Here is a 21734-nt window from a genome sequence, read left to right on the forward strand (position 1 = left end):
CCCGGGGCGGGCGGCTCCCCGTCCGCCGGGGGCGGCTCCGCGCGCCTGCGCCGGTCCTTGCCGGCCGCCGCGGCGGCGCGCCGTGCCGCCGCCCGGCCGCCCGGGGGCGGGGTCTCGTCCGGCGCGGGCCGGGGCGTCACGGGGAACACCGATGTCGATGCCGCGTCATCCGCCGTGTCCTGGCGCGGCAGGTTCGGCTGGCCGAAGGGTTCGTACGGCTCCGCGTACGGGGTGTACTCCCCGTAGCGGGGGCTGCCCGGTGCTTGGCTCACGACACTCCACTGGGTCCGGCTAGGCCCGGACTGTAGCGGAGCCGCCATCACGGACCAAAGTCATACCGTCACACGGTGTCGCGAATTCCGGGGTCAGTACCCGAATGCCCGTGCGGTATTCGCCGCGACCGCCGTGGCCAGCGCGTCCTCGTGGATGCCGCGCACCGCGGCCATCGCGCGCAAGGTGACCGGAATGAGGTAGGGCGCGTTGGGCCGTCCGCGATACGGGGCGGGGGTCAGGAAGGGCGCGTCGGTCTCGACGAGGACGAGGTCGAGGGGGGCGACGGCAAGCGCGTCGCGCAGGGGCTGGGCGTTCTTGAAGGTGACGTTGCCGGCGAAGGACATGTAGTAGCCGGCCTCGGCGCAGGTCTTCGCCATCTCGGCGTCCCCGGAGTAGCAGTGGAAGACCACCCGCTCGGGCGCGCCCTCCTCCCGCAGGACGCGCAGGACGTCGTCGTGGGCCTCGCGGTCGTGGATGACCAGGGCCTTGCCGTGCCGTTTGGCGATGTCGATGTGGCGCCGGAAGGAGTGTTCCTGGGCGGCCTTGCCCTCGGGTCCGGTGCGGAAGAAGTCGAGGCCGGTCTCGCCGACGCCGCGCACGTGCGGCAGGGCGGCGAGGCGGTCGATCTCGGCGAGGGCGTCTTCCAGGGCGGCGTCGCCGCCGGGCTGCCGGGCGCCCTGGCGCGACCAGCCGTCGGGATCGCCGTGAACGATGCGGGGCGCCTCGTTGGGGTGGAGGGCGACGGCGGCCCACACGGCCTCGTGGGCGGCGGCGGTCTCGGCCGCCCAGCGGGATCCGGCGACGTCACAGCCCACCTGGATCACCGTGGTGACTCCGACGGAGGCGGCCTTGGCCAGGGCGTCCTCGACGCTGTCGTGGGCCATGTCCAGGTGGGTGTGCGAGTCGGCGACGGGCACGGACAGCGGTGCCGGCAGCGGCGGGGGGACGTTCTTGTCGTCGTTCTTCTTCCGCCCGCCATCCGCCGGACTGCTGTTCGATGCTGTTGCCGCCATGGCCGCGATTCTATGGACCTCGCGGCGCCGCTCGCATCGCGGTTACTTGCGGTGGAACGGGTGCAGCAGGTCCGACAGGTGCCAGTGGTGCCCGCCGCGCTCGCGCCGCGCCGACCGGTCGCCGCCGTCGTGGATGGGGCCGGCGGGCGACTGCTCGTCGACGGGCACGGCGGTGCGGCTGGAGAGGTGCAGGGCCTCGGCGACGACCGAGACCTGGCCCGAGCGCATGATGCGCACGACGTGGGCGCCGCAGTTCAGGCACGTGGGCCGGGTCAGCGGCGAGGGGACGCGCTCGCCGTCGGCGTAGTAGACGACGAACGGCTCGCCCTTCGCGTCGACGTGGTGCCGTATTTCGTACGACTGCTCCCACGCGTGCCCGCACCGCATGCAGGCGAACGAGTAGGACTCGTGGGCCGGCTCAAAAGCGCCGGTGTTCTGTTCGGGAATCGTACGGACGGGGGTCGCGGGCCGGGCACCGCTCGAAGCTCCTGCGATCTCGCTCATGGCAGCTCCTCTTGTCCGTCGTTGTCCGTGGGACAAGCTCCGGACGCGCTCTCACGGGGACCGGAACGTCCCCACATCCAGGGAACGCCCATCCCGCCGCCGGCGCAGCAGCCCGGCCCGCGAATTGGGGCAAACTTGGCGGCTCCATGTCCGAAGCCGCAGGCCACCATGCCTGGGCTTTGCTTTTCAGGTTAGCGCTTTACCTTATTGTCAACCGTTGAAAGCAGCATTTTTTGCCGCCACGACGGCATCGAACACGACACGCTTGGGTAGACCTGTTTCCGCCGCCACGGCCGAAATCGCCTCCTTGCGGCGCTCCCCCGCCTCCTCGCGCACCCGCACCCGGCGGACGAGCTCGGCGGCGTCCAGTTCCTCGGGCCCGCGCTCGGCGGCGCCCTCCACCACGATGGTGATCTCGCCCTTGACGCCCTCGGCCGCCCACGCCGCGAGCTCGCCCAGCGGACCGCGCTTGACCTCCTCGTACGTCTTGGTCAGCTCCCGGCACACCGCGGCCCGCCGGTCGGTGCCGAAGACCTCGGCCATCGCGGCGAGGGTGTCGTCGAGGCGGTGCGGGGCCTCGAAGTAGACCAGGGTGCGCCGCTCCTCGGCCACCTCCCGCAGCCGGCCGAGCCGCTCGCCGGCCTTGCGCGGCAGGAAGCCCTCGAAGCAGAACCGGTCCACCGGCAGCCCGGAGACCGCCAGCGCCGTGAGCACCGCGGAGGGGCCCGGCACGGCCGTGACGGGCACGCCGCGCTCGACGGCCGCGGCCACCAGACGGTAGCCGGGGTCGGAGACCGACGGCATGCCGGCGTCGGTGACCAGCAGCACCCGCGCCCCGCCCACCAGGGCCTCGACCAGCTCGGGGGTGCGGGCGGACTCGTTGCCCTCGAAGTAGGAGACCACCTTGCCGGTGGTGTGCACCCCCAGCGCCTGGGTCAGCCGGCGCAGCCGCCGGGTGTCCTCGGCGGCGATCACCTCGGCGGCGCCGAGCTCGGCGGCCAGCCGCGGGGGCGCGTCGGCGACGTCGCCGATGGGGGTTCCTGCGAGTACGAGAGTTCCAGTCACGCCTCCCATCCTCGCAGGACCGCCGCGGCCCGGCCCGTACGGCTAGGGCCGGGCGACCAGGGTCAGGGGGCGGAGGGGGGCGACGGCGAGGAAGTGCGGCAGGGGGATGCCCATCTTGTCCCGCCGGAACTGCAGCAGCGTGCCGTCCGCCTCGGCGGCCCCCGGCCGGTAGGGGATGCGCGAGAGGCGGGCGGAATTGCGCCACGCGTGCAGCCGGCCGTCGCAGGTGGCCGCGGAGCCGCCGATGCCGCTGGTGGCACCGTGCTGCACGAGATTGGTGGCCACGACGACGGCGCCTGCCGGACGCTGCGCCGTGCAGCGGTAGGTGCCGGTGAGGGTGATGGTGCCGTCCGGCGCGAGGGTGCCGGTGGGGTCGATGACGAGCTTGTTGGCCGGGGCGGCGGGCGGGGCGGGCGCGGCGGCGGCAACGGTCGTCGCGGCGGCGACGACCAGCGCCGCCGGGAGGCAGAAGCGGGAGCAGAAGCGGATGCGCATGCCCGCCAGGCTTACCGGAATCCGCCCCTGCGGTGGGCGATCCTCACCCGCACGCGGCCACGTCAGCCCGCGTGCAGCATCAGACCGATACCGAGCACCATCAGACCCGCGGCGGCGATGCGCGGCGCACCGAAACGCTCCTTCATCACCACCGCCCCTATGGCGGCCCCCACCAGGATCGAGGACTCCCGCAACGCCGCGATGGGCGCGAGCGCTGCCCGCGTCTGGGCCCACAGCACCAGCCCGTAGGCGCAGACGGACAACAGCCCGCCGAGCAGCCCCCGGGCCAGGAACGGCCGCATTTGCGCCCCCAGCCGGCCGCCCCGGGCCGCCACCGCCCAGGCGGGGATCGCCAGGCCCTCAAGGATCATCAGCCAGGCGATGTAGCCGAGCGGAGTACCGGAGGCCCGTACGCCCAGGCCGTCGACGACGGTGTACCCGGCGATGGACAGGCCCGTCGCGACGGCCGCCCCGATCGCCGGCCAGTGCGGCCGGGTCCCCGCACCGCGGATCCCCCACAGGGCCAGGCCCACCAGGCCAGTGGAGGCCACGGCGACCCCGGCGAGCTGCGTGCCGCCGGTGCTCTCCCCCGCGAACAGCGCCGCCAGCACGGTGACGGCCAGCGGCGCCGTACCGCGGGCGATCGGATACATCTGCCCGAAGTCGCCCAGGCTGAACGACCGCATCAGCAGGGCCTGGTAGAGCACGTGCACCACCGCCGAGGCGATCAGGTACGGCCAGGCCGCGGCAGCCGGCAGCGCCGTGAACGGCACCATGAGCAACCCGGCCACGGCACCGCCGCCGCCGACCAGCGTGAAGGCGATCAGCTGATCCTTGATGCCGTGGGCGATGGCATTCCATGTGGCGTGCGTGACGGCGGCGATGAGGACGGCGACGGCGACGAGGGGGGTCATGTCGGGTGACGCTAGTGCGGGTTGACGGGGCGGCGCTGTCACGCCCGTCACGGCCCCGCCTGCGGCGGGCTTGTCCCCGGCCCCGCCCTCTCCCCGTCTCCTAGCGGGGCTGCGCCCCCTAGCACCCCCGGACCGGGCTCCGCCCGGTGTCCTCAAACGCCGGACGGGCTGGATCGTGGACCTGTTGGTGCCCACCGGGCCCCCCGGAGGGGGGAGGCCTCAGCCCGCCCTCAGGACCGCCGCCACGATCGGGCCCGCCGAGTCGCCGCCGTGGCCGCCCTGGGGGACGACCGCCGCCGCGGCGACGTCGTCGCGGTAGGCGGTGAACCACCCGTTGGGCGCGGCCTGGTTGTCGACCTCCGCCGAGCCGGTCTTGGCCCCGATGTCCCCGCCGAGCCCGGACATCGCGTGGGCTCCCGTGCCGGAGACGGCGGTCAGCCGCATCATGGCCCGCAGGTCGCGTGCCACGCCCGGCGGCAGGGAGCGCGGCGCGCGGGCGAGCTGGCGGCCGTCGACGTCGGGGGCGACGAGGTACGGCTGGTGGAAGCTGCCCGTACGAACGGTGGCCGCGACGGAGGCCATGGTGAGCGGGTTCATCTGTACGCGGCCCTGGCCGATGAGGGCTGCGGCCTTGCCGGCGCCGGCGTCGGCGGGTACGCGGCCGTCGAAGGTGCTGACGCCGGTCTTCCAGTCGAGGCCTATGCCGAAGACGTCGCGGGCCTCGTCGGCGAGCGCACTGTCGGGGATCTTGCCGGCGAAGGAGATGAAGGCGGTGTTGCAGGAGGCCGCGAAGTCCTGGGCGAAGGTGGCGTCGGGGTTCTCGCTGTGTTCGACGTTGTGGAAGGTCATGCCGTAGGTGGCGTTCTTGGGGCACGGCAGGTGCTTGCCGGGGGCGGAGACGCCCTTTTCCAGCAGCATGGCGGCGGTGATGACCTTCATGGTGGAGCCGGGTGCGGTCTGGCCGGAGAGGGCCGGGTTGAATTCGGTCTTCTTGGCGTCGGCTATGGCGAGGATTTCGCCGGTGCTGGGTTTGACGGCGACGACGGAGGCGTCGGAGCGGCGGGCGACGGCGGCCTCGGCGGCGCGCTGGACGCCGGCGTCGAGGGTGGTGCGCAGCTTGCCGGGTTTGCCTTCGGCGACCACGTGGAGGGTCTTGGCCTCGGCGCCTTCGAGGCGGACGGCGACGGTGGGTTCGCCGCCGGCCTTCTGGCCGTAGCGCTTGCGCAGTTCGGTCAGGAGGGGGGCGAGGGAGGGGTAGGTCTTCGGGTCGAGTTCGGTGCCGTTGCGGTCGACGGCGACGAGTTTGGGCGACTCGGTCGTGGTGGTGCGCAGGGTGTGGCCGGAGTCGATGCCGGGGTGGACGACGGTGGGCTGCCAGCCGACCAGTGCCCGGCCGCGTCCGCCGTCGCCGCCGCGGACGACGTCGAGCGAGGAGTCGTACGTCCAGGTGGTGTGCTGCTTGTCGAGGACGATCTCGGCGGTGACGGTGAAGGGCACCTTGGTGCCGGTGGCGGCGCCTTGTTTGAAGGTGGCCTTCTGGACGTGCACGGTGTCGCGGTAGGCGGTCAGGGCGGTGGTGGCCGCCGGGATGTTGTCGGTCAGGCCGGCGGCCTTCGCGGTGTCGCCGGCCGCCCAGGCGTCGAGGAACTCGCGGGCCGTGCGCGAGGTCTCGTCGGCCGTGGGCGGCCCGGTTCTGACGGGTGCGGCGTCGGCCCGTGTTCCGGTGTTGCCGTCGGCGACGGCGTCGACGAGGTTGTAGGCCCCCAGGCCGGCGGCGCCCACCACGACGGTGACGGCGACGCCGGTTGCGATCTTTGCGCCAGTGCGCATGTCCCTTGCCCCCTCCTGGTTTTAATCACCTGATTAAAACCTCGGGGGGAACTCTACGGGACCCCGTCAACCGAAAAGCCGTCAGATCCAGGTATCCAGCCACATGCGGTTGCGCCAGGCGTCCATGGGGATGGCCTGCCCGGTGTACAGGGGGAAGAAGTAGATGAAGTTCCAGATGATGAGCAGGACGAGCGTGCCCGCGCCGACCGCGCCCACGACCCGGCGGCGTTCGGAGGATCCGGGCGGCCCGAGGATCGCCCCGATGAGCATGGCCACCGCCAGGCACAGGAACGGCACGAAGACCACCGCGTAGAAGACGAAAACGGTGCGCTCCTGGTACTCGAACCAGGGCAGGTAGCCGGCGGCGACCGCGCACAGCACCGCGCCCGCGCGCCAGTCGCGCCGGAAGGCCCAGCGGTAGAGGAGGTACAGCAGGGCGAAGCACGCCGTCCACCACAGCAGCGGGGTGCCCAGGGCCAGTACTTCGCGGGCGCACTTGTCGGCGGAGTCGATGGAGCAGCCGCCGTTGCCGGGGCCGGGGGACTCGTAGAAGTACGAGACCGGCCGGGACTGCACCAGCCAGCTCCAGGGGTTGGACTGGTAGGTGTGCGGCGAGGTGAGGTTGGTGTTGAAGTCCCACACCTGCCTCTCGTAGTGCCACAGGCTGCGCAGCGGGTTGAGCACGCCGGCCAGGAAGCCGTCGGGGCTGGCGCCGCCCTCGGTCTCGGCCCAGTGCCGGTTGTAGCCGCTGTGGCGCCAGCCGTTGGTCTGGCTGTAGGTCCCGCTGTGGGTGAACCAGCCGGTCCACGACGCCACGTACACGCCGATCGCGACCGGCACGGTCGACAGGAACGTCCACGGCATGTCGCGCAGCAGCGAGGAGAGCCAGGGGCGCCGGGCGCCGGCCAGGCGGCGGGAGGCGATGTCCCACGAGACGATCAGCACGGCGAACGCCGCGAGGTAGACGCCGCCGTTCCACTTGGTGGCGAAGGCCAGCCCCAGGAAGACGCCGGCGGCCAGCCGCCAGGGACGCAGGCCCAGCCGGGTGCGGTCGCCGGCGGCCGGGTCGGGCGGGGTGTCCGGGTCCTGCGGCAGGGTGGCCGCGAGTTTCGCGCGCACCTTGTCGCGGTCGACGAGGACGCACCCGAAGGCGGCGAGCACGAAGAAGACCAGCACCGAGTCGAGGAGCGCGGTGCGGCTCATGACGAAGTGCAGGCCATCGACGGCGAGCAGGAGGCCGGCCAGGCAGCCGAGGAAGGTCGAGCGCAGCAGCCGGCGGCCGATGCGGCAGAGCATCAGGACGGTCAGGGTGCCGAGCACGGCGACCATGAAGCGCCAGCCGAACGGATTGAGCCCGAACAGCCATTCGCCGATGCCGATGACCCACTTGCCGACGGGCGGGTGGACGACGTACGAGGCGGCGTCCCCCACCGCGCTGTGCCCGGCGATGATCTGGTCGTTGGCGTCCTTGGGCCACTCGACCTCGTAGCCGTACGTCCACAGCGCCCAGGCGTCCTTGGCGTAGTACGTCTCGTCGAATATGACGGCTTTCGGGCTGCCGAGGTTCCAGAAGCGGATCAGTCCGGCGAACAGGGCGACGGCCAGCGGGCCGGCCCACCCCATGGACGCCGCGAGCCGCCGGGCGAGCCGGGGCGAGGCCCCCGCCGCCTCCCACAGCCGGGTGCCGGGCTCGGGGAACGGCGGGACGAGCCGCTCCCGCGCGCCGGGGCCGGCCGCGCCGCCCGCGTAGCCGAAGCGGCGGAGTCTGCGCTGCCAGGGGGGCGGCTGCTCGTCCGTCGTCGTTCGGCCTCCGGGGGCGGGCGTCGCGGTGTCACTGGTCACCGCGCCATCGTAGGGAACGACCCTGTGCGCGTCGCGGGCCCGCCGCGCGGGTGGCGCCGGCCGGCCGCCGGCCGCGCGTCAGCTCCCGGTCCGCTCCGGCGCGGTCGCCGTACGGGCGGCGGGGGTGGACCTGAGGCCCAGGACGGAGGCGGCGGCGCCGAGGACGAGGCCGGCCACGACACCGGCGTTCAGCGTGCCGTTGCCCATGACCCACGACAGCAGCGCGGCGGTCGAGGGCACCAGGCAGAAGACCGTACTGGTGCGGGCGGCCCCGGCCCGCCGGACCGCCTCCAGCTGCAGGCGCGTGCCGACGATGGAGTTGACCACGACGAGCCACAGCGCGACCCAGCCCGCGGTGCGCCAGTCGTGCACCGTGCCGCCCTCCAGCACCGCCAGGACCAGCAGCGGCGGGACGGCGGCGCTCAGCTGGACGGCGGTGGCGGCGCGCAGGTCGACGCCGGCGCAGAAGCGCTGCTGCCACACCGCGCTGGAGACCAGCCCCATCAGGCCGACCAGGGTCAGGGCGCTGCCGGCGTCGAGGCCGCCGGCGGACAGCAGGCGGCCGCCGAGCGCGAGGAGCACGGCCAGCACGCCGAGGACGAGCCCCACCAGCTGCCGGGCGCGCGGGCGTTCGTGCAGGACCAGCCCGGCCAGCACCGCGGTCAGCACCGGGTGCAGGCCGAAGACCAGCGCCGAGACGGCGGGCGGCACGCCCACGGCCAGGCCGCCGTACAGGCCCGCGAAGTGCACGCAGTGCCCGAGCACGCCGACGACCATGGTGTGCGCCAGCAGCCTCCCGCGCGGCCTGCGGGCCCGCACCGCCACCGCGATGCAGGTCATCAGGACCGCCGCCAGCGCGATGCGGCCGGCCGTGAGCAGGAACGGCGGGGCGGCGCCCACGCCCAGCGCGCCGACCGGGTAGCCGGAGGCGGAGGCCAGCACGATGCCGCCGGCGAGCGCGGGGGTGATCCCGCGCCCGCCCGGCTCCCCGGCCGGCGGCCGGTCGGCGAGGCCGACCGGGCCGGCCGGGGACCGCACGTCGTCGCCGGTGCGCCTCACGCGGCGGAGAGCATCGCTTCGTACGGCGTGGTGCCGTCCGCCCCGGCGGAGTCGACGCAGCGGCGGACCCAGTACCTGATCACCGTGCGGACCACGTCGTGCGCCAGCGGCTTGTCGAACAGCTCGCCGGGCCGGGCCTGCCGGGAGAACCACTCCAGTCGGGAGGTGAGCGCGCCGCCCAGGGTCAGCACCTGACCCGGCAGGGCCAGCACGTCGCGGCCGGCCACGCGGCGCATCAGGTCGAGCCCGGCCTGTCCCTCGGGGACGGAGTGGTTGTGCGCCAGCAGCAGGAGGGTGCCGGGCCGCAGGGCGTCGACGTCGGCGTTCTCCAGTTCGTTGCCCCAGGTGTTGGCGACGACCGAGCCGCCGCGGCCGAGGCACTCGGTGGTGAAGGTGCCCGGGCGGGAGGGCAGCACGGGGTAGCCGTCGCGGACGGTGGTGCCGGCGGCGTACGCGATGTCGGCGACGGCGACGTCCGGGAGGTCGGAGCGCTTGAGGTAGTCGAAGAAGTCGCTGCCCATGGCGCCGTCGGAGCCGATGAGGGTGACGGGGCCGGCGGGGGCGGGCTTGAGCTCCTCGAAGGCGGCGATCACGCCGGTTGTCGAGAAGGAGGACTTGCCTCCGCAGCCACCCACCTCCCGGCGGACGCCCAGGACATGCGGGGTGTGCTCCAGCAGCAGGTCGGCCAGACCGGCGAAGCGCCCGAAGTCGGGGGTGAGCTTGATCCTGCCGTCCATCTCGTTCAGGAAGGCGCCGATGCCCGCGAATATCGGCTCGATCGTGCGCCGGAATTCCGGCGAGAGCGGGTCGGAGAGGATGTTTTCGATGCCGGCGTCGCGGGGCCTGATGATGCAGCGGCCGCCACCGACGCGACTCTGCAGGAATCCCTGCGGAAAACGGTCGGAGAATCCGTCGAGAACGCCTTCCTCGAAAGCGGTGTTGATGAGGGTGTTCTTCAGTTTGCTCTCGCCGACGGCTAATCTCCTGAGGACGGAGACGGCTTCCTCGTCCGGTGTGCCGGACGGGACCATCCGGCTGCCGCCGTACGCGTAATCGGTGTCCCGCTGATCGTCCCAGGCCACCCACGCATCGCCGTTGGGGGTTTCTATCCTGTGCACCGACACCGCGGGTGACGCATTGCTCGACATGAATCTCCCCGAATCCTTGAACATGGTTCCGCGGTGCCCAGTCTGCAGCAGCCCCAGGGCCCGTGCAATGCTCGGGAATTGCCGGGAAAACCCCGCTTGGGGGCGATTGGCGGCCATGATGTCCGCTTGTTGGTTTGGGCGGGAGATAAAGAGTTCGGAATCAATACTTCCGGTTTCTTCCGAAGCCCGCCGTCCGGCCGTCGCGCAAGCCCACATCCAGGCCGGATCGCCGGCCGGGGCCCCGCGCCGCACCCCGGGAGGGCCGCGCTCCCGCCCACGCCGGGAGCCTGCGGCCGGCGCGCGCCGACCCCGTCCCACGCCTCCCCAAACGTGCAAAACGTCACACGAGCGCACAACCGCGGCACGCGGGGGAACCGCCCCCGGCCCATCCGGCGTTCTTACAGGTCCACACACCTGTGGGCGCGACCGGGGGACGCGTGTGCAAGGGAAGGGCTCCGCGTTGAACCTCATCGATCTGCTTCTGCTGCTGGTCGTCATCGGCTACGCCGTCTCCGGCTACCGCCGGGGCCTGGTGGCCAGCGTCGTGCTGCTCGCCGGGTTCCTCGGCGGCGCGGTCGTCGGCGTGTGGGCGCTGCCGTACGCCCTGGAGCCCTTCGAGCCCGGCACCGTGACCGCGGCCGTCGTCGCCGTCCTGGTCGTACTGCTGCCGGCGGCCGTCGGCCACGCCCTGGCCGCGCGGTTCGCCTGGCGGCTGCGCTCCCGGCTGACCTGGGCCCCGGTGCGCGGCCTGGACGGCATCGGCGGCGCAGCGGCGGCCTCGCTGGCGGTGCTGCTGGTGGGCTGGGTGGCCGCCAGCGTGCTCGTCTCGGCGAACTCCACCCTGCTGACCCGCGAGGTCAAGGAGTCCACGCTGCTGGGCGCGGTGCAAAAGGCCATGCCCGAGCAGGCGCCCACCTGGTTCAGCCGGACGACCGACGCGCTGTCGGGGGCCGGCTTCCCGCAGGTCTTCAACCCCTTCGAGCACGAGCCCGCCACCAGCGTCGCTCGCCCCTCGGGCGACTCGGTCACCCCGGCCGTCACCCGGGCCGCGCGCACCAGCGTGGTCAAGGTCGAGGGCGTGGCGGACGTCGGCGGCGGGCGGCGCGGCCAGGAGGGCAGCGGCTTCGTCTCCTCCGAGGAGCACGTGATGACCAACGCCCACGTGGTCGCCGGCGTCAGCCGGCCCACCGTGCGCGTCGGCGGCGTGGGCCGCGCCTACAAGGCGAACGTCGTCTACTTCGACCCCGACACCGACGTGGCCGTCCTGGACGTGCCCGGCCTGACCGCACCGGTGCTGCCCTTCGACAAGACGGCCAAGCGCGGCGACGCCGCCGTCGTCGCCGGCTTCCCCGAGAACGGCGGCCTGGACCTGCGCGCCGCGGTCGTGGCCAACGAGGTGCGGGCCAAGGGCCAGGACATCTACGGGGACGGCATCACCACGCGCGACGTCCTGTCGGTGCGCTCCACCGTCCGCCCCGGCAACTCCGGCGGTCCCCTCCTGTCCCCGTCGGGGAAGGTGTACGGGGTGGTCTTCGCCCGCTCGACGGCCGACTCCGAGACCGGCTACGTGCTCACGGCCGCCCAGGTCGAGCAGGCCGCCCGGCAGGCGGCGACCGCGACCGCGCCGGTCGGCACGGGCAGCCGGGCGGCGCTGTAGCCGCCCGGCCGCGCGTGCGAGGTCAGCACTTGCCGAGGACCTCCTGCAGCTTGGCCTTCTCGGCGGCGGTGACGCTGAGCCCGTAGTAGTCCTTCACCGCAACCCACGCCTGGCCGTACTTGCACTGGGCCTCGGGCAGCTGCGGCAGCCACTGGTCGGGCGACTTGTCGCCTTTCCGGCGGTTGGTCCAGGTGGACACCGCGATCAGCTCCGGGGAGGCGGTCAGGTCGTTGGCGAACTCCAGCCGCTTCTGCGGCGTCCAGTCGCGCGCACCCGATCCCCAGGCGTTGCGCAGCGACACGACGTGGTCCAGGTCGACGTGCACCGGGTCGGCCATGGTCCTGTTGTCGTACTCGCTGTGCCACTTGCCGCCGACGACCCGGCAGGGCCCGTCGAGCGTGGCCGGGACGTCGGAGTGCAGCTTGAGGGCGACCTGGCGGGTGGTGCACCGGTCCACGCCGTGCTGCACCCAGCAGGCCGCACCGAAGTGCTTGCGGTCGTAGCCCTTGCTGTCGAAGGGCTTGACGTCCAGTTCGGCCAGCATGCGCACGGCCTCGTCGCGGTCCGGCATGTTCCGGGGCCACTTCAGGGGCAGGGGGCGCTCGTAGGCGGCGACGCTGCCGGCGGCCGCACCGGTGGCCGCACGGTCTTCCTCGAAGGAGTCTCGGGAGTCGCCGGAGTCGCGCGGCGGGCGGTCGCGCGGCGGGCGGTCGGGGGCCTTGGACGGGGACGTCTGCGGCCGGCCGCCGGGAGGCGAGGAGTCCGGACCGGTCTTCGGCGGCCGCGAGTAGATGTCGCCCTCCTCCGGCGGCGAGCCCTCGCAGGCGGTCTCCTCGTAGTCCTGCGGGGCCTGCGGCGCCTTGTGCGCCATCGCGGCGCCCGCCCCCTGCGGCCGCGCGGCCGCGGGCGCGCCCTCGCGGGCCGCGCCCGGCAGGGTCGCGAGCAGGGCGGCGGCGGATATGGCGGACACGACCGTGGTGGCCCTCAGCTCCCGGAACCGTCGCATGGCGTCTCCCTTCGGGTCCCTTCGGGGACGAAAGTGGCATGGCCGACTCCCTGAGTGCGCCGCATTTAGGGACATAATCCGCAGTTGATGAAAATTCACCCGATCAGCCGGGGTGACGAGGGGCGCGCAGGAGCACTCCGCACGCTCTTGCGACCTTTTTGCAGCGAGCCCCTATCATCGAGCGGTTCACGACTGAACAAGCGACAAGCACGAGCGACACGCACGAGCGACACGGACGGAGCGCCGTCATGCACGTACCCGACGGATTCATCGATGCCCCGGTATCGCTGGCCACCGGAGCCGTGGCGGCAACCGCCGTCGCGGCCGGCCTGCGCGGTGCCCGGAAGGAGCTCGACGAGCGCACCGCGCCGCTCGCCGGCCTGGTGGCGGCGTTCGTCTTCGCCGCCCAGATGCTGAACTTCCCCGTCGCCGCCGGCACCAGCGGCCACCTGCTGGGCGGGGCCCTGGCCGCGATACTCGTCGGCCCCTGGACCGGCCTGCTCTGCATATCCGTGGTGCTGCTGATGCAAGGAGTGCTGTTCGCCGACGGCGGGCTCACCGCGCTCGGCGTCAACATCACCGACATGGCCGTGGTCACCACCGCCATCGGCTACGGACTCTTCCGGCTGCTGGCCAAGACGCTGCCGCGGCGCCGCTCCTCGGTGACCGCCGCCGCCTTCGTCGCCGCGCTGGTCTCCGTCCCGGCGGCCGCCTGCGCCTTCACCCTGATCTACGCGCTGGGCGGCACCACCGACGTCGCCCTCGGCAAGGTCTTCACGGCCATGGCCGGCGTGCACGTCCTCATCGGCATCGGCGAGGCCGTCATCACCGCACTGACGGTCGGCGCGGTCATGGCCGTGCGCCCCGACCTCGTCCACGGCGCCCGCGACCTGCGCCGCCCGCTCCAGCTGCGCACCGCGCAGGGCACCACCGTGGTGCCCGAGGCCGCGCCCGCCGCCCCCGCCTCCCCCGCGCCCCTGCGCCGGGTGCTCGGCGCCGGCCTCGCCGTCGCCGTCGTCCTCGCCGGCTTCGTCAGCTACTACGCCTCCACCAGCCCCGACGGCCTGGAGAAGGTCGCCCACGACAAGGGCATCGACTCCCGCGAGAAGGAGCACGCCGCCAAGGACTCCCCGCTCGCCGACTACCAGGTCAAGGACGTGGGCGACGCCCGCCTGTCCGGCGGTCTGGCCGGTGTGATCGGCGTCGGCGCGACGCTGGCCGTGGGCACCGGCGTCTTCGTGGTCGTCCGGCGCCGGCGCGGCCGCGCCGAGGAGGGCGCCGCCGCGGTCTCCGCCGGGACCGGGACGTCCTGACATGGGCGCGGGCCACGTCCACAAGCTCTACCGGCACGCCTCCTCCCCCGTCCACCGGCTCCCCCCGCACTGCAAGATCGCGGCGGCCTTCTGCTTCGTCGTGGTCGTGGTGTGCACCCCGCGCGAGGCGCTGTGGGCCTTCGCCCTGTACGCGCTGCTGCTCGCCGCGGTGGCGGCGACGGCGCGGGTGCCGGCCGGCTTCGTCCTGCGCCGGCTGCTGATCGAGGTGCCGTTCGTGGCGTTCGCGCTGCTCATGCCGTTCGTGGCACAGGGCGAGCGGGTGCACGTGCTGGGCCTCGCGCTCAGCGAGAACGGTCTGTGGGGGGCCTGGAACATCCTCGCCAAGGGCACCCTGGGCGTCGCCGCCTCCGTCCTGCTCGCCGCCACCACCGAACTGCGCTCGCTGCTGCTGGGTCTGCAGCGGCTGCGGATGCCCTCGCTGCTGGTCGAGATCGCCTCGTTCATGCTCCGCTACGGCGACGTCGTCACCGACGAGATGCGCCGCATGCGCATCGCCCGCGAGTCGCGCGGCTTCACCGCCCGCGGCGTACGGGACTGGGGGGTGCTGGCCAAGTCGGCGGGCGCGCTGTTCATCCGCTCCTACGAACGCGGCGAGCGCGTGCACCTGGCCATGGTCAGCCGCGGCTACACCGGGACGATGCCCGTCATCGACGAGGTCACGGCCTCGCGCGCGCAGTGGGCGCAGTCGGCCGCGCTGCCGCTGGCCGCGCTGGCCGTGTGCCTGACGGCACTGCTGACCTTCTGACGCCCCGCCCTCTTCTGACGCCCCCTCCCGACGCCCCTCTTCCGACGCCCCTCCGACTGCCCTCCCGACCGGATGGACCCCGCCATGACCGCCTTCCCCGCCACCACCCCAGAGGTCCCCTCCCCCGAGGTCCCCTCCCTCGAGGTGTCCGGCCTCGCCTACGCCTACCCCGACGGTCACCAGGCCCTCTTCGGCGTCGACCTCACCCTCGGCCGCGGCGAGCGCGTCGCGCTGCTGGGCCCCAACGGCGCCGGCAAGACCACCCTCGTCCTGCACCTCAACGGCATCCTCGGCGGCGGCGCGGGCTCGGTGCGGGTGGCCGGGCTGCCGGTGGACAAGGCGCACCTCGCCGAGGTCCGGCGGCGCGTCGGCATCGTCTTCCAGGACCCGGACGACCAGCTGTTCATGCCCACCGTCCGCGAGGACGTCGCCTTCGGCCCGGCCGCGGCCGGCCTGCGCGGCGCCGAGCTGGAGGCCTGCGTGCGCAGGGCGCTGGAGCGCGTCGGCATGGCCGAGCACGCCGACCGGCCCCCGCACCACCTGTCCTTCGGGCAGCGGCGCCGGGTGGCGGTGGCGACCGTGCTGGCCATGGAGCCGGAGATCCTCGTCCTGGACGAGCCCTCCTCCAACCTCGACCCCGCCTCGCGGCGCGAGCTGGCCGACATCCTGCGCTCGCTGGACGTGACTGTGTTGATGGTCACGCATGACCTGCCCTACGCCCTGGAGCTGTGCGAGCGGTCGGTGATCCTCAGCGGCGGCGTCATCGCCGCCGACGCCCCCACCCGGGAACTGCTGTGCGACGAGGGCCTGATGCGCTCGCACCGCCTGGAGCTGCCCTTCGGCTTCGACCCCCGCTCGGTGGCCGTGCGGGGGTGACCCCCCGGTCCGGGGCACCCGCGGCCGCGTTGCACCATGGTGGATGGATTTGTAGCGATCGGGACAGTGGGAGCGGGCAACAGTGGTGGACGTCCAGGGCACGGTGGCGGACGGCTTCGAGCCGGTCCGGGACGCCTTCGCGGACAACTTCGCGCGGCGCGGTGAGCGCGGCGCGGCCGTGACCGTCTACCGGGACGGCCGCAAGGTCGCCGACCTGTGGGGCGGCGCCCGCGACGCCGACGCCCGCATGACCGGCGACAGCCCCGCCGAGCCCTGGACCCACGGCACCGCCCAGGTCGTGCGCTCCGCCACCAAGGGCGTGGCCGCGGCCGTCCTGCTGCTGCTCCACCAGCGCGGCCAGGTCGACCTGGACGCCCCCGTCGGCACGTACTGGCCGCAGTTCAAGGCGGCCGGCAAGGAGCGGGTGCTGGTGCGCCACCTGCTCGCCCACCGGGCCGGGCTGCCCGCCCTCGACACCCCGCTGACCCCGGCCCAGGCCCTGGACGGCACCAGCGGCCCGGCGGCGCTCGCCGCCCAGGCCCCCGCCTGGGAGCCCGGCACCGACCACGGCTACCACGCCCAGACCTTCAGCTGGCTGCTCGGCGAGCTCGTCCTGCGGATCACCGGCCGCACGCTGGGCACCTGGGTGGCCGAGGAGATCGCCGGCCCCCTCGGCCTGGACCTGTGGATAGGCCTGCCCGCGACCGAGGAGCACCGCGTCGGCCGCCTCGCGGCCATGGAGCCCCCGCCGGCGCCCGCCTCGGCCGGGCTGCGCGTCCGCCCCAAGGCGTCGGTCGCCGCCGCCTACGCCGACCCCGCCTCCCTCACGCGCCGCGCCTTCGGCGCCATCGAGCCGGCCGCCGACGAGAACGACGCGGCCTTCCGCGCCGCGGAGCTGCCCGCCTCCAACGGCATCGCCACCGCGGACGCGCTCGCCCGCTTCTACGCCTCCCTCATCGGCGTCGTCGACGGCGGCCGCCGCCTGTTCGCCCCGGCCACGCTGACCGTGGCCCGCACGGAGGAGTCGGCCGGCCCGGACCGGGTCCTGGTCGCCGGCACCCGCTTCGGCCTGGGCTACATGCTGCACGGCCCGGCCTGCCCGCTGCTGGCCCCCGGCTCCTTCGGCCACCCCGGCCGCGGCGGCTCGCTGGCCTTCGCCGACCCCGAGTCCGGCATCGCCTTCGGCTACGTCACCAACGGCATGCAGAAGAACGTCACCGCCGACCCGCGCGCGCAGGCGCTGGTGAAGGCGGTTGCGAAGTGCCTGGCGGGGTAGTCCTGGCCGCGTGGAGCGGTTCGAGGGGTACGCGGTACTGATCACGGGCGCGGGCCGGGGCATCGGCGCGGCCACGGCCCGCCGCCTGGCGGCGGAGGGCGCGGACGTCCTCCTCACGGACGCGGACGGCGAGCGCGCGGCCAAGGCCGCGGCGGCCCTGCGCGCCGACGGCCTGCGGGCCGAGGCCGCGCCCGCGGCGTGCGACGTGAGCGACGACGCGGCGGTACGGGCCGCCGTGGCGTACGCGGTGGAGCGCTTCGGCCGCCTGGACGTGCTGGTCAACAACGCCCTCTCCTGCCACCCCGACCCGGCACGCGTCGAGGACTACCCCGACGAGGCATGGTCCCGCGACCTCGACGTCACCCTCACCGGCGCGTTCCGCTGCGTACGCGCCGCGATGCCGCACCTGGCCGCGGCCGGCGGCCGTGGGGCGGTCGTCAACGTCGGCTCCGTCAACGGCGAGCAGGACTTCGGCAACCACGCCTACAGCGCCGCCAAGGCGGGCCTGGCGAGCCTGACCCGCACGCTGGCCGGCCAGTGCGCGCCGCGTGGCGTCCGGGTCAACCTGGTGGCCCCGGGCACGGTCGCCACCCCCAACTGGGACGGCCGGGAAGCGGCCCTGGAGCGCGCGGCGGCGCACTACCCGCTGGGCCGCGTCGGCCGCGCCGAGGACGTCGCGGCGGCCGTCGCCTTCCTCGCCTCCGCCGACGCGGCGTGGGTCACCGGGGTGACGCTGCCGGTGGACGGCGGCATCCTCGTCGGCAACGTGGGCCTGCGCAGGGCGCTGCGGGGGGAGTGAGGGCGCTCGGCAGCACGGCATTCAGCAGCACTGCGTTCAGCAGCACTGCATGGTGAACATCGCCCGGTCGAAGCGGAGCGCGGCCAGGTCGGCCGGGCGTATGAGCCAGTAGAGGGCGCCGCAGTCGCCCCACATCATGTCGGCGTCGCCGTCGGTGTCGAACTGCGCGAGCAGCACCCAGTTGCCCGCGTCCTCGGCGACGCGGGGGTCGTCCCAGCGCACGTCCTGGCCGAGGGCGGCGTGGGCGATCTCGTACTCGAGGGGGTTCTGCACGGGGTGGGCGTGGCCGCCGACCTGGTGCCCGGGGCCGGGCTTGCGGTCGTACAGCGCGTCCGTGAACTCCTCGGGCCATCCTTCGAGGGAGGAGTCGTCGCTGCCGAACGCCTCACGGACGACGGGGTGCCAGATGTCGGGCGCCGTGGCCTCGACGCGGACGGTGAGAGGCACCTCCGGATACGCCTCCAACTGCTCGCAGTCCTCGCAGTCGTCGCCGTCCTCGCCGTGGTCGCACTCGTACAACGGCAGCGGCCGCTCGGCGACCGGGACACCCGCCGGGATGTGGATCACCCGGGCGCCCGGCCGGCACTCGGGGTCCGCGAAGTCGACAAAGGCATCGCCGCTGTCGATCTGACCGTCGAAATAGAAGAACGCCAGCGTGCCGTCGGCAGGCAGCGGTATGTCCAGCTCTCCGGCGGGCAGCGCGGCACAGTCGACGGAGGCGACGAACGACAGCGGCCCGTGCCCCTCCCACACCGGCCACTCCACCCCCTGCGGCAGCAGGGGCAACCCTCCGAGCCGCCCGGCCACCGGCTCGCCCGCCTCCGCCTTCTCCAAGGTCGCGCCGGGGCGCAGCAGGCCCGTCCACCGAGCGGCGGCCTCGGCGGGGAGGTGCGTGCGGGCAAGGTCGTGCAGCGGCGTCGCGGACGCGTTCCGTGTCATGACGACGATGATGCACGGCACCACTGACAGTGCTACGGCGTCCCGCCTGCCAGGGAGTTGCGGACGAGGGCCAGCACCTCGCCGTCGCTCATCCCCAGCGCCCGGGCCTCGGCCACGAAGTCCCGGGCCTGTTCGGTGAGCCGGGCCCGCCGGGGCGAGGCACCGCCGGTGACGACGGCCCCGCGGCCGCGGCGCAGTTCGAGCAGGCCCTCTTCGCGCAGTTGCTGGTAGCCGCGCAGGACGGTGTGCATGTTGACGCCGAGGGACCCGGCGAGCTCCCGCGCCGAGGGCAGCCGCTCCCCCGCCCGTACGGCGCCGTCGGCGATGGCGGCGCGGACGGAGCCGGCGATCTGCTCGCCCAGCGGCACGGACGAGTCGGGGTCGATCCGGAACAGCATCTACCCGGCCTGTCGCTCCCGCAGGGCGTTGAGCAGCCCCGCCGCCGTACCGGCGTCGTCGACGGTCACCACGAACTCGCTGCCGTGCGCGAGCCGGACGGCCACCGCGTCCCCGGTGCGCAGCACGACCCCACTGGCTCCGGGCACGACCCGGTAGCCCCAGCCGCCGAAGTCGCGGAGCGGCTCGACGCGCCGGGCGGAGGCCTCGGTGATCCGCTCCAGCGGCAGCCGCACCCGGGGCCGGGGCAGGGCCACGGGCCGCACGGTGAGCCCGTTGCGGTCGACGGTCACCCGCGCCCCGCTGCACAAGGCCGTGACCACGCCCGCGACGCCCAGCCCCACCCCGCCCGCCCAGCCGGCGGCGACCCCGACGCCGACACCGGCGACGGCCATCACCACTCCGACGCCCCGCAGCAGGGGCGAACCGGCGACGTGCGACCAGGACGCGACCTCGCTGACGGCGAGTTCGAGCCGGGGCACGTGGGCGGAGGGCGCCGACGGCCCGTCGGCGGGCGGCTCGTACGCCCCCGCCAGCAGCCACCCGAGCCCCGCGTACGCCACGGCGGCCCCGAGGGCGACGAGCACGTGCCACGCGGGCAACCGCACGTCGCCACCACCGGCGTTGACCCGCAACACGTCGACCACGACCACCCCGACCAACACGGTGGCCCCACCCCCGAGCACAGCCATCACCCGCTGCTGCCGGGGCCCGGCCCGCATCACGCACACGAGCGCCCCGGACATGACCCCCGCCCCGGCCAGCACCCCGAACCCGACGGTGAGAAACGTCCCGGGCGTATCGAACGCATCGGCCTGCCCACCGACCCCGAAATGCGTGGCCAGCCGCTCCGGCAGCTGATGCCGCAGGGCGAGATAGAAGGCCAGCAGCGCAACGCAGGCGACGACGGCGGGAAGCGTGGCGACGAGGGTGCGGCGGGCGGTGCGGGACACGGTGCGGGGCACGGCTGACATGGCGACCTCCAGTTGTTTGCATGGTAGTAGAACAACTGGGCCTGGTCGCCCCTCAGAACGGAAAGATCCGGGTGAGGACGACTTGCTGTTCCTCCTTCTTGACCAGGTATTCGACGATGCCACGACCGTCCGGGATGAGCGCGGTCCGCCAGTCGCCGCCTTGCGCGGCCTGCGAGCTGCCTTCCAGCCAGGGGTTCTCCGCAATCGCAACGGTCAAGGCGCAGATCTTGGAAAACAGCTCGGCGGGCAGCACCGGATCAGCCAGTGCCTCGGCCACGAGGGGCGAAACACTTACCGGCCAGAGGTCGTCCCCGTCACTCACCCGGCATCTCTCCACCAGCGGCACGACGACGGCGGAAGACCTCGTCCATGCTCACCGTCGGTAGCGTCCCGGCCTCGGCGTCCGCGATGACCTGCGTCCGGCGGGGGTCGGAGTCGAGCATGGCCTGACCCCACCACTCGGCGATGACGTTCTGGAGTTCCTGACCCGCTTCGGCAGCGAGCACGAGCCGGTAGAACTCCATCCGGCGCTCCGGGGAGAGAGCATCGGCGATGCCCTGGATGGTGCGCGGCACCCGAGGCCCGTCCGGTTCGTGGGCGTGCATGGGCTGTGCGGTCACGGCAAGCCTCCGGATCGTGCGGGTACCGCCACGGTAGTCCGGGCGGAAGGCCAGATGCACAGGAAGTTACCTTTCTCAGCTGGGTCGGGGACACAACGCCGCCCGCACGGCGGCGATGCCGCGGCGGGTGGCTTCGACGGCGCCGGAGACGTCGGCCGCGGCTTCCTGCCTGCAGTCGCGGCAGCAGTCCTCGTCGGCGACGGCCCGGAAGACGCGCCCGCAGCCGCCGAGGCAGGGGCGCGGCGGGTTCGGGCGGGGTGCCGCTGGAAGCGCCGGAACCGGATCGGGCATCTTCCGCACCAGCCGGTTGCGGGCGAGCCCGGCCGGGGAGTGCACGACGTCGGGCAGCCCCGAGGTCAGCGCGGTACGCAGCTCGCCGAGCGTGGCGCCACGGGCGAACCACTCCGCCGCCAACGGGACGAGGGCCCGTACGTCCCGCCCGGACAGCCGCAGCCGCCGCTCACCGTGCGAGACGGCGGCGAGGGCGAGCGCGGCGCGCTCGGCCTGCGGGAGGGGAGGGTTGGGGATGTTCTCCCCGTTCTTTTCCTGGGAACGACCGACGGCCCGGCGCTCCGGTTCACCGACGGTCGGCACGTCGTCCGTCGGCGGCTTCCCGTCCCGTACGGCCACGGCCTCCTCGGCGCTCAGCGGCACGCTGCTCACGAGCTGCTCGGTGACCCACCGCCCCCGCGCCCCCTGCCGCGGCCACTCGTGGAAGTACCCCTCCTGGATCAACTCCTGCTTGGCCCGCGTGTACGCCGTCTTCTTGATCCCGGCCCGCAGCCCCACCTCGGACAGCGACACGGCGGAGGGATCGGCCAGCGAGAGCGCCCAGGTCAGGATGCGCACGGCATGCGGCGACAGCCGTGGATGGCGGAGGATCTCGTTCGGTACCTGGGTGTAGAAACGCTCGGGAGCGGTAACATGCCGCAGCATCGTCGGGGGACTCCTGATCCCTCGCAGGTGTAG

Annotated in this window: 22 protein-coding genes and 1 pseudogene; 6 read left to right on the top strand and 17 right to left on the bottom strand. The window is 73.7% G+C overall.

The genetic code is table 11. The features are described from left to right. From ABD361_RS11815 to ABD361_RS11860, 10 genes and pseudogenes are all read right to left on the bottom strand, one after another. Positions 1 to 272: pseudogene (locus tag ABD361_RS11815) on the bottom strand (class E sortase); the annotation flags it as partial. Positions 273 to 365: 93 nt separating this feature from the next. Then, entirely contained in the window at positions 366 to 1286 is a 921-nt protein-coding gene (locus ABD361_RS11820; RefSeq protein WP_344434975.1) for a TatD family hydrolase, read from the bottom strand. Positions 1287 to 1328: 42 nt separating this feature from the next. Continuing rightward, positions 1329 to 1790 (bottom strand): hypothetical protein, encoded by a 462-nt coding sequence (locus ABD361_RS11825; protein WP_344434976.1) that lies wholly within the window; start codon positions 1788 to 1790, stop codon positions 1329 to 1331. Between the two features lie 210 nt (positions 1791 to 2000). After that, entirely contained in the window at positions 2001 to 2864 is an 864-nt protein-coding gene (gene rsmI / locus ABD361_RS11830) for a 16S rRNA (cytidine(1402)-2'-O)-methyltransferase (protein WP_344434977.1), read from the bottom strand. A 33-nt stretch (positions 2865 to 2897) separates the two neighbouring features. Then, positions 2898 to 3350, bottom strand: coding sequence for a DUF6299 family protein (locus ABD361_RS11835; RefSeq protein ID WP_344434979.1), 453 nt, complete (start codon positions 3348 to 3350; stop codon positions 2898 to 2900). A gap of 62 nt (positions 3351 to 3412) precedes the next feature. Next, entirely contained in the window at positions 3413 to 4264 is an 852-nt protein-coding gene (locus tag ABD361_RS11840) for an EamA family transporter (protein WP_344434980.1), read from the bottom strand. A gap of 219 nt (positions 4265 to 4483) precedes the next feature. Beyond that, entirely contained in the window at positions 4484 to 6094 is a 1611-nt protein-coding gene (locus ABD361_RS11845; protein ID WP_344434981.1) for a penicillin-binding transpeptidase domain-containing protein, read from the bottom strand. Positions 6095 to 6175: 81 nt separating this feature from the next. Beyond that, positions 6176 to 7936 carry a dolichyl-phosphate-mannose--protein mannosyltransferase gene (locus ABD361_RS11850; RefSeq protein ID WP_344434982.1) on the bottom strand — a complete coding sequence of 587 codons (1761 nt, stop codon included), beginning with the start codon at positions 7934 to 7936 and terminating at the stop codon, positions 6176 to 6178. 78 nt (positions 7937 to 8014) lie between these two features. Then, entirely contained in the window at positions 8015 to 8995 is a 981-nt protein-coding gene (locus ABD361_RS11855) for a DMT family transporter (protein ID WP_344434983.1), read from the bottom strand. Further along, complete coding sequence (locus ABD361_RS11860) at positions 8992 to 10143, bottom strand: hypothetical protein (RefSeq protein WP_344434985.1); 1152 nt, start codon at positions 10141 to 10143, stop codon at positions 8992 to 8994. The genes ABD361_RS11855 and ABD361_RS11860 overlap by 4 nt, the downstream gene beginning before the upstream one ends. Positions 10144 to 10603: 460 nt before the next feature. Here ABD361_RS11860 and ABD361_RS11865 point away from each other — a divergent pair, with 460 nt between their 5' ends. Further along, a complete protein-coding gene (locus tag ABD361_RS11865; RefSeq protein ID WP_344434986.1) occupies positions 10604 to 11800 on the top strand; it encodes a MarP family serine protease in 1197 nt (398 codons plus the stop codon). Between the two features lie 22 nt (positions 11801 to 11822). Here the strand turns inward: ABD361_RS11865 and ABD361_RS11870 are convergent, their stop codons facing one another. Then, positions 11823 to 12806 carry an HNH endonuclease family protein gene (locus tag ABD361_RS11870; RefSeq protein ID WP_344434987.1) on the bottom strand — a complete coding sequence of 328 codons (984 nt, stop codon included), beginning with the start codon at positions 12804 to 12806 and terminating at the stop codon, positions 11823 to 11825. Between the two features lie 248 nt (positions 12807 to 13054). On the opposite strand from ABD361_RS11870, the gene ABD361_RS11875 reads away from it, so the two are divergent. The 5 genes from ABD361_RS11875 to ABD361_RS11895 all read left to right on the top strand — a co-directional run bounded on the left by ABD361_RS11875 (position 13055) and on the right by ABD361_RS11895 (position 17836). Next, positions 13055 to 14119 (top strand): energy-coupling factor ABC transporter permease, encoded by a 1065-nt coding sequence (locus ABD361_RS11875; RefSeq protein ID WP_344434988.1) that lies wholly within the window; start codon positions 13055 to 13057, stop codon positions 14117 to 14119. A gap of 1 nt (position 14120) precedes the next feature. After that, on the top strand, positions 14121 to 14885 hold the full coding sequence (cbiQ, locus tag ABD361_RS11880; RefSeq protein ID WP_344434989.1) for a cobalt ECF transporter T component CbiQ: 765 nt from the start codon (positions 14121 to 14123) through the stop codon (positions 14883 to 14885). A gap of 84 nt (positions 14886 to 14969) precedes the next feature. After that, a complete protein-coding gene (locus ABD361_RS11885) occupies positions 14970 to 15761 on the top strand; it encodes an energy-coupling factor ABC transporter ATP-binding protein (protein WP_344434991.1) in 792 nt (263 codons plus the stop codon). Between the two features lie 82 nt (positions 15762 to 15843). Continuing rightward, positions 15844 to 17037: a serine hydrolase domain-containing protein gene (locus tag ABD361_RS11890; protein ID WP_344434992.1), complete on the top strand. Its 1194-nt coding sequence runs from the start codon at positions 15844 to 15846 to the stop codon at positions 17035 to 17037. 10 nt (positions 17038 to 17047) lie between these two features. Next, positions 17048 to 17836 (top strand): SDR family NAD(P)-dependent oxidoreductase, encoded by a 789-nt coding sequence (locus tag ABD361_RS11895; protein ID WP_344434994.1) that lies wholly within the window; start codon positions 17048 to 17050, stop codon positions 17834 to 17836. Positions 17837 to 17872: 36 nt separating this feature from the next. Here ABD361_RS11895 and ABD361_RS11900 read toward each other — a convergent pair whose 3' ends face one another. From ABD361_RS11900 to ABD361_RS11925, 6 genes are all read right to left on the bottom strand, one after another. Further along, positions 17873 to 18775, bottom strand: a complete 903-nt coding sequence (locus ABD361_RS11900; protein WP_344434995.1) for a YwqG family protein — start codon at positions 18773 to 18775, stop codon at positions 17873 to 17875. Between the two features lie 32 nt (positions 18776 to 18807). Continuing rightward, the gene (locus ABD361_RS11905) at positions 18808 to 19173 is read right to left on the bottom strand and encodes a GntR family transcriptional regulator (RefSeq protein WP_344434996.1); all 366 of its coding nucleotides are present in this window, start codon (positions 19171 to 19173) and stop codon (positions 18808 to 18810) included. Further along, positions 19174 to 20145: a DUF1648 domain-containing protein gene (locus ABD361_RS11910; RefSeq protein ID WP_344434998.1), complete on the bottom strand. Its 972-nt coding sequence runs from the start codon at positions 20143 to 20145 to the stop codon at positions 19174 to 19176. A 52-nt stretch (positions 20146 to 20197) separates the two neighbouring features. Beyond that, positions 20198 to 20422, bottom strand: a complete 225-nt coding sequence (locus ABD361_RS11915) for a hypothetical protein (RefSeq protein WP_344434999.1) — start codon at positions 20420 to 20422, stop codon at positions 20198 to 20200. Between the two features lie 37 nt (positions 20423 to 20459). Further along, complete coding sequence (locus tag ABD361_RS11920; protein ID WP_344435000.1) at positions 20460 to 20765, bottom strand: hypothetical protein; 306 nt, start codon at positions 20763 to 20765, stop codon at positions 20460 to 20462. Between the two features lie 75 nt (positions 20766 to 20840). Next, the gene (locus ABD361_RS11925) at positions 20841 to 21701 is read right to left on the bottom strand and encodes a hypothetical protein (RefSeq protein ID WP_344435001.1); all 861 of its coding nucleotides are present in this window, start codon (positions 21699 to 21701) and stop codon (positions 20841 to 20843) included. Positions 21702 to 21734 lie beyond the last annotated feature (33 nt).

Origin of the sequence: Streptomyces luteosporeus, from assembly GCF_039532865.1 — a bacterium.
Classification (GTDB): domain Bacteria; phylum Actinomycetota; class Actinomycetes; order Streptomycetales; family Streptomycetaceae; genus Streptomyces; species Streptomyces luteosporeus.

Bases quoted from the DNA above. Each gene is read 5' to 3' on its own strand.
- ABD361_RS11870 (WP_344434987.1), bottom strand. From the start codon at position 12,806: ATGCGACGGTTCCGGGAGCTGAGGGCCACCACGGTCGTGTCCGCCATA.
- ABD361_RS11925 (WP_344435001.1), bottom strand. From the start codon at position 21,701: ATGCTGCGGCATGTTACCGCTCCCGAGCGTTTCTACACCCAGGTACCG.
- ABD361_RS11835 (WP_344434979.1), bottom strand. From the start codon at position 3,350: ATGCGCATCCGCTTCTGCTCCCGCTTCTGCCTCCCGGCGGCGCTGGTC.
- ABD361_RS11860 (WP_344434985.1), bottom strand. From the start codon at position 10,143: ATGTCGAGCAATGCGTCACCCGCGGTGTCGGTGCACAGGATAGAAACC.
- ABD361_RS11875 (WP_344434988.1), top strand. From the start codon at position 13,055: ATGCACGTACCCGACGGATTCATCGATGCCCCGGTATCGCTGGCCACC.
- ABD361_RS11885 (WP_344434991.1), top strand. From the start codon at position 14,970: ATGACCGCCTTCCCCGCCACCACCCCAGAGGTCCCCTCCCCCGAGGTC.
- ABD361_RS11900 (WP_344434995.1), bottom strand. From the start codon at position 18,775: ATGACACGGAACGCGTCCGCGACGCCGCTGCACGACCTTGCCCGCACG.
- cbiQ (WP_344434989.1), top strand. From the start codon at position 14,121: ATGGGCGCGGGCCACGTCCACAAGCTCTACCGGCACGCCTCCTCCCCC.
- ABD361_RS11845 (WP_344434981.1), bottom strand. From the start codon at position 6,094: ATGCGCACTGGCGCAAAGATCGCAACCGGCGTCGCCGTCACCGTCGTG.
- ABD361_RS11825 (WP_344434976.1), bottom strand. From the start codon at position 1,790: ATGAGCGAGATCGCAGGAGCTTCGAGCGGTGCCCGGCCCGCGACCCCC.
- ABD361_RS11910 (WP_344434998.1), bottom strand. From the start codon at position 20,145: ATGTCAGCCGTGCCCCGCACCGTGTCCCGCACCGCCCGCCGCACCCTC.
- ABD361_RS11840 (WP_344434980.1), bottom strand. From the start codon at position 4,264: ATGACCCCCCTCGTCGCCGTCGCCGTCCTCATCGCCGCCGTCACGCAC.
- rsmI (WP_344434977.1), bottom strand. From the start codon at position 2,864: ATGGGAGGCGTGACTGGAACTCTCGTACTCGCAGGAACCCCCATCGGC.
- ABD361_RS11905 (WP_344434996.1), bottom strand. From the start codon at position 19,173: ATGCTGTTCCGGATCGACCCCGACTCGTCCGTGCCGCTGGGCGAGCAG.
- ABD361_RS11820 (WP_344434975.1), bottom strand. From the start codon at position 1,286: ATGGCGGCAACAGCATCGAACAGCAGTCCGGCGGATGGCGGGCGGAAG.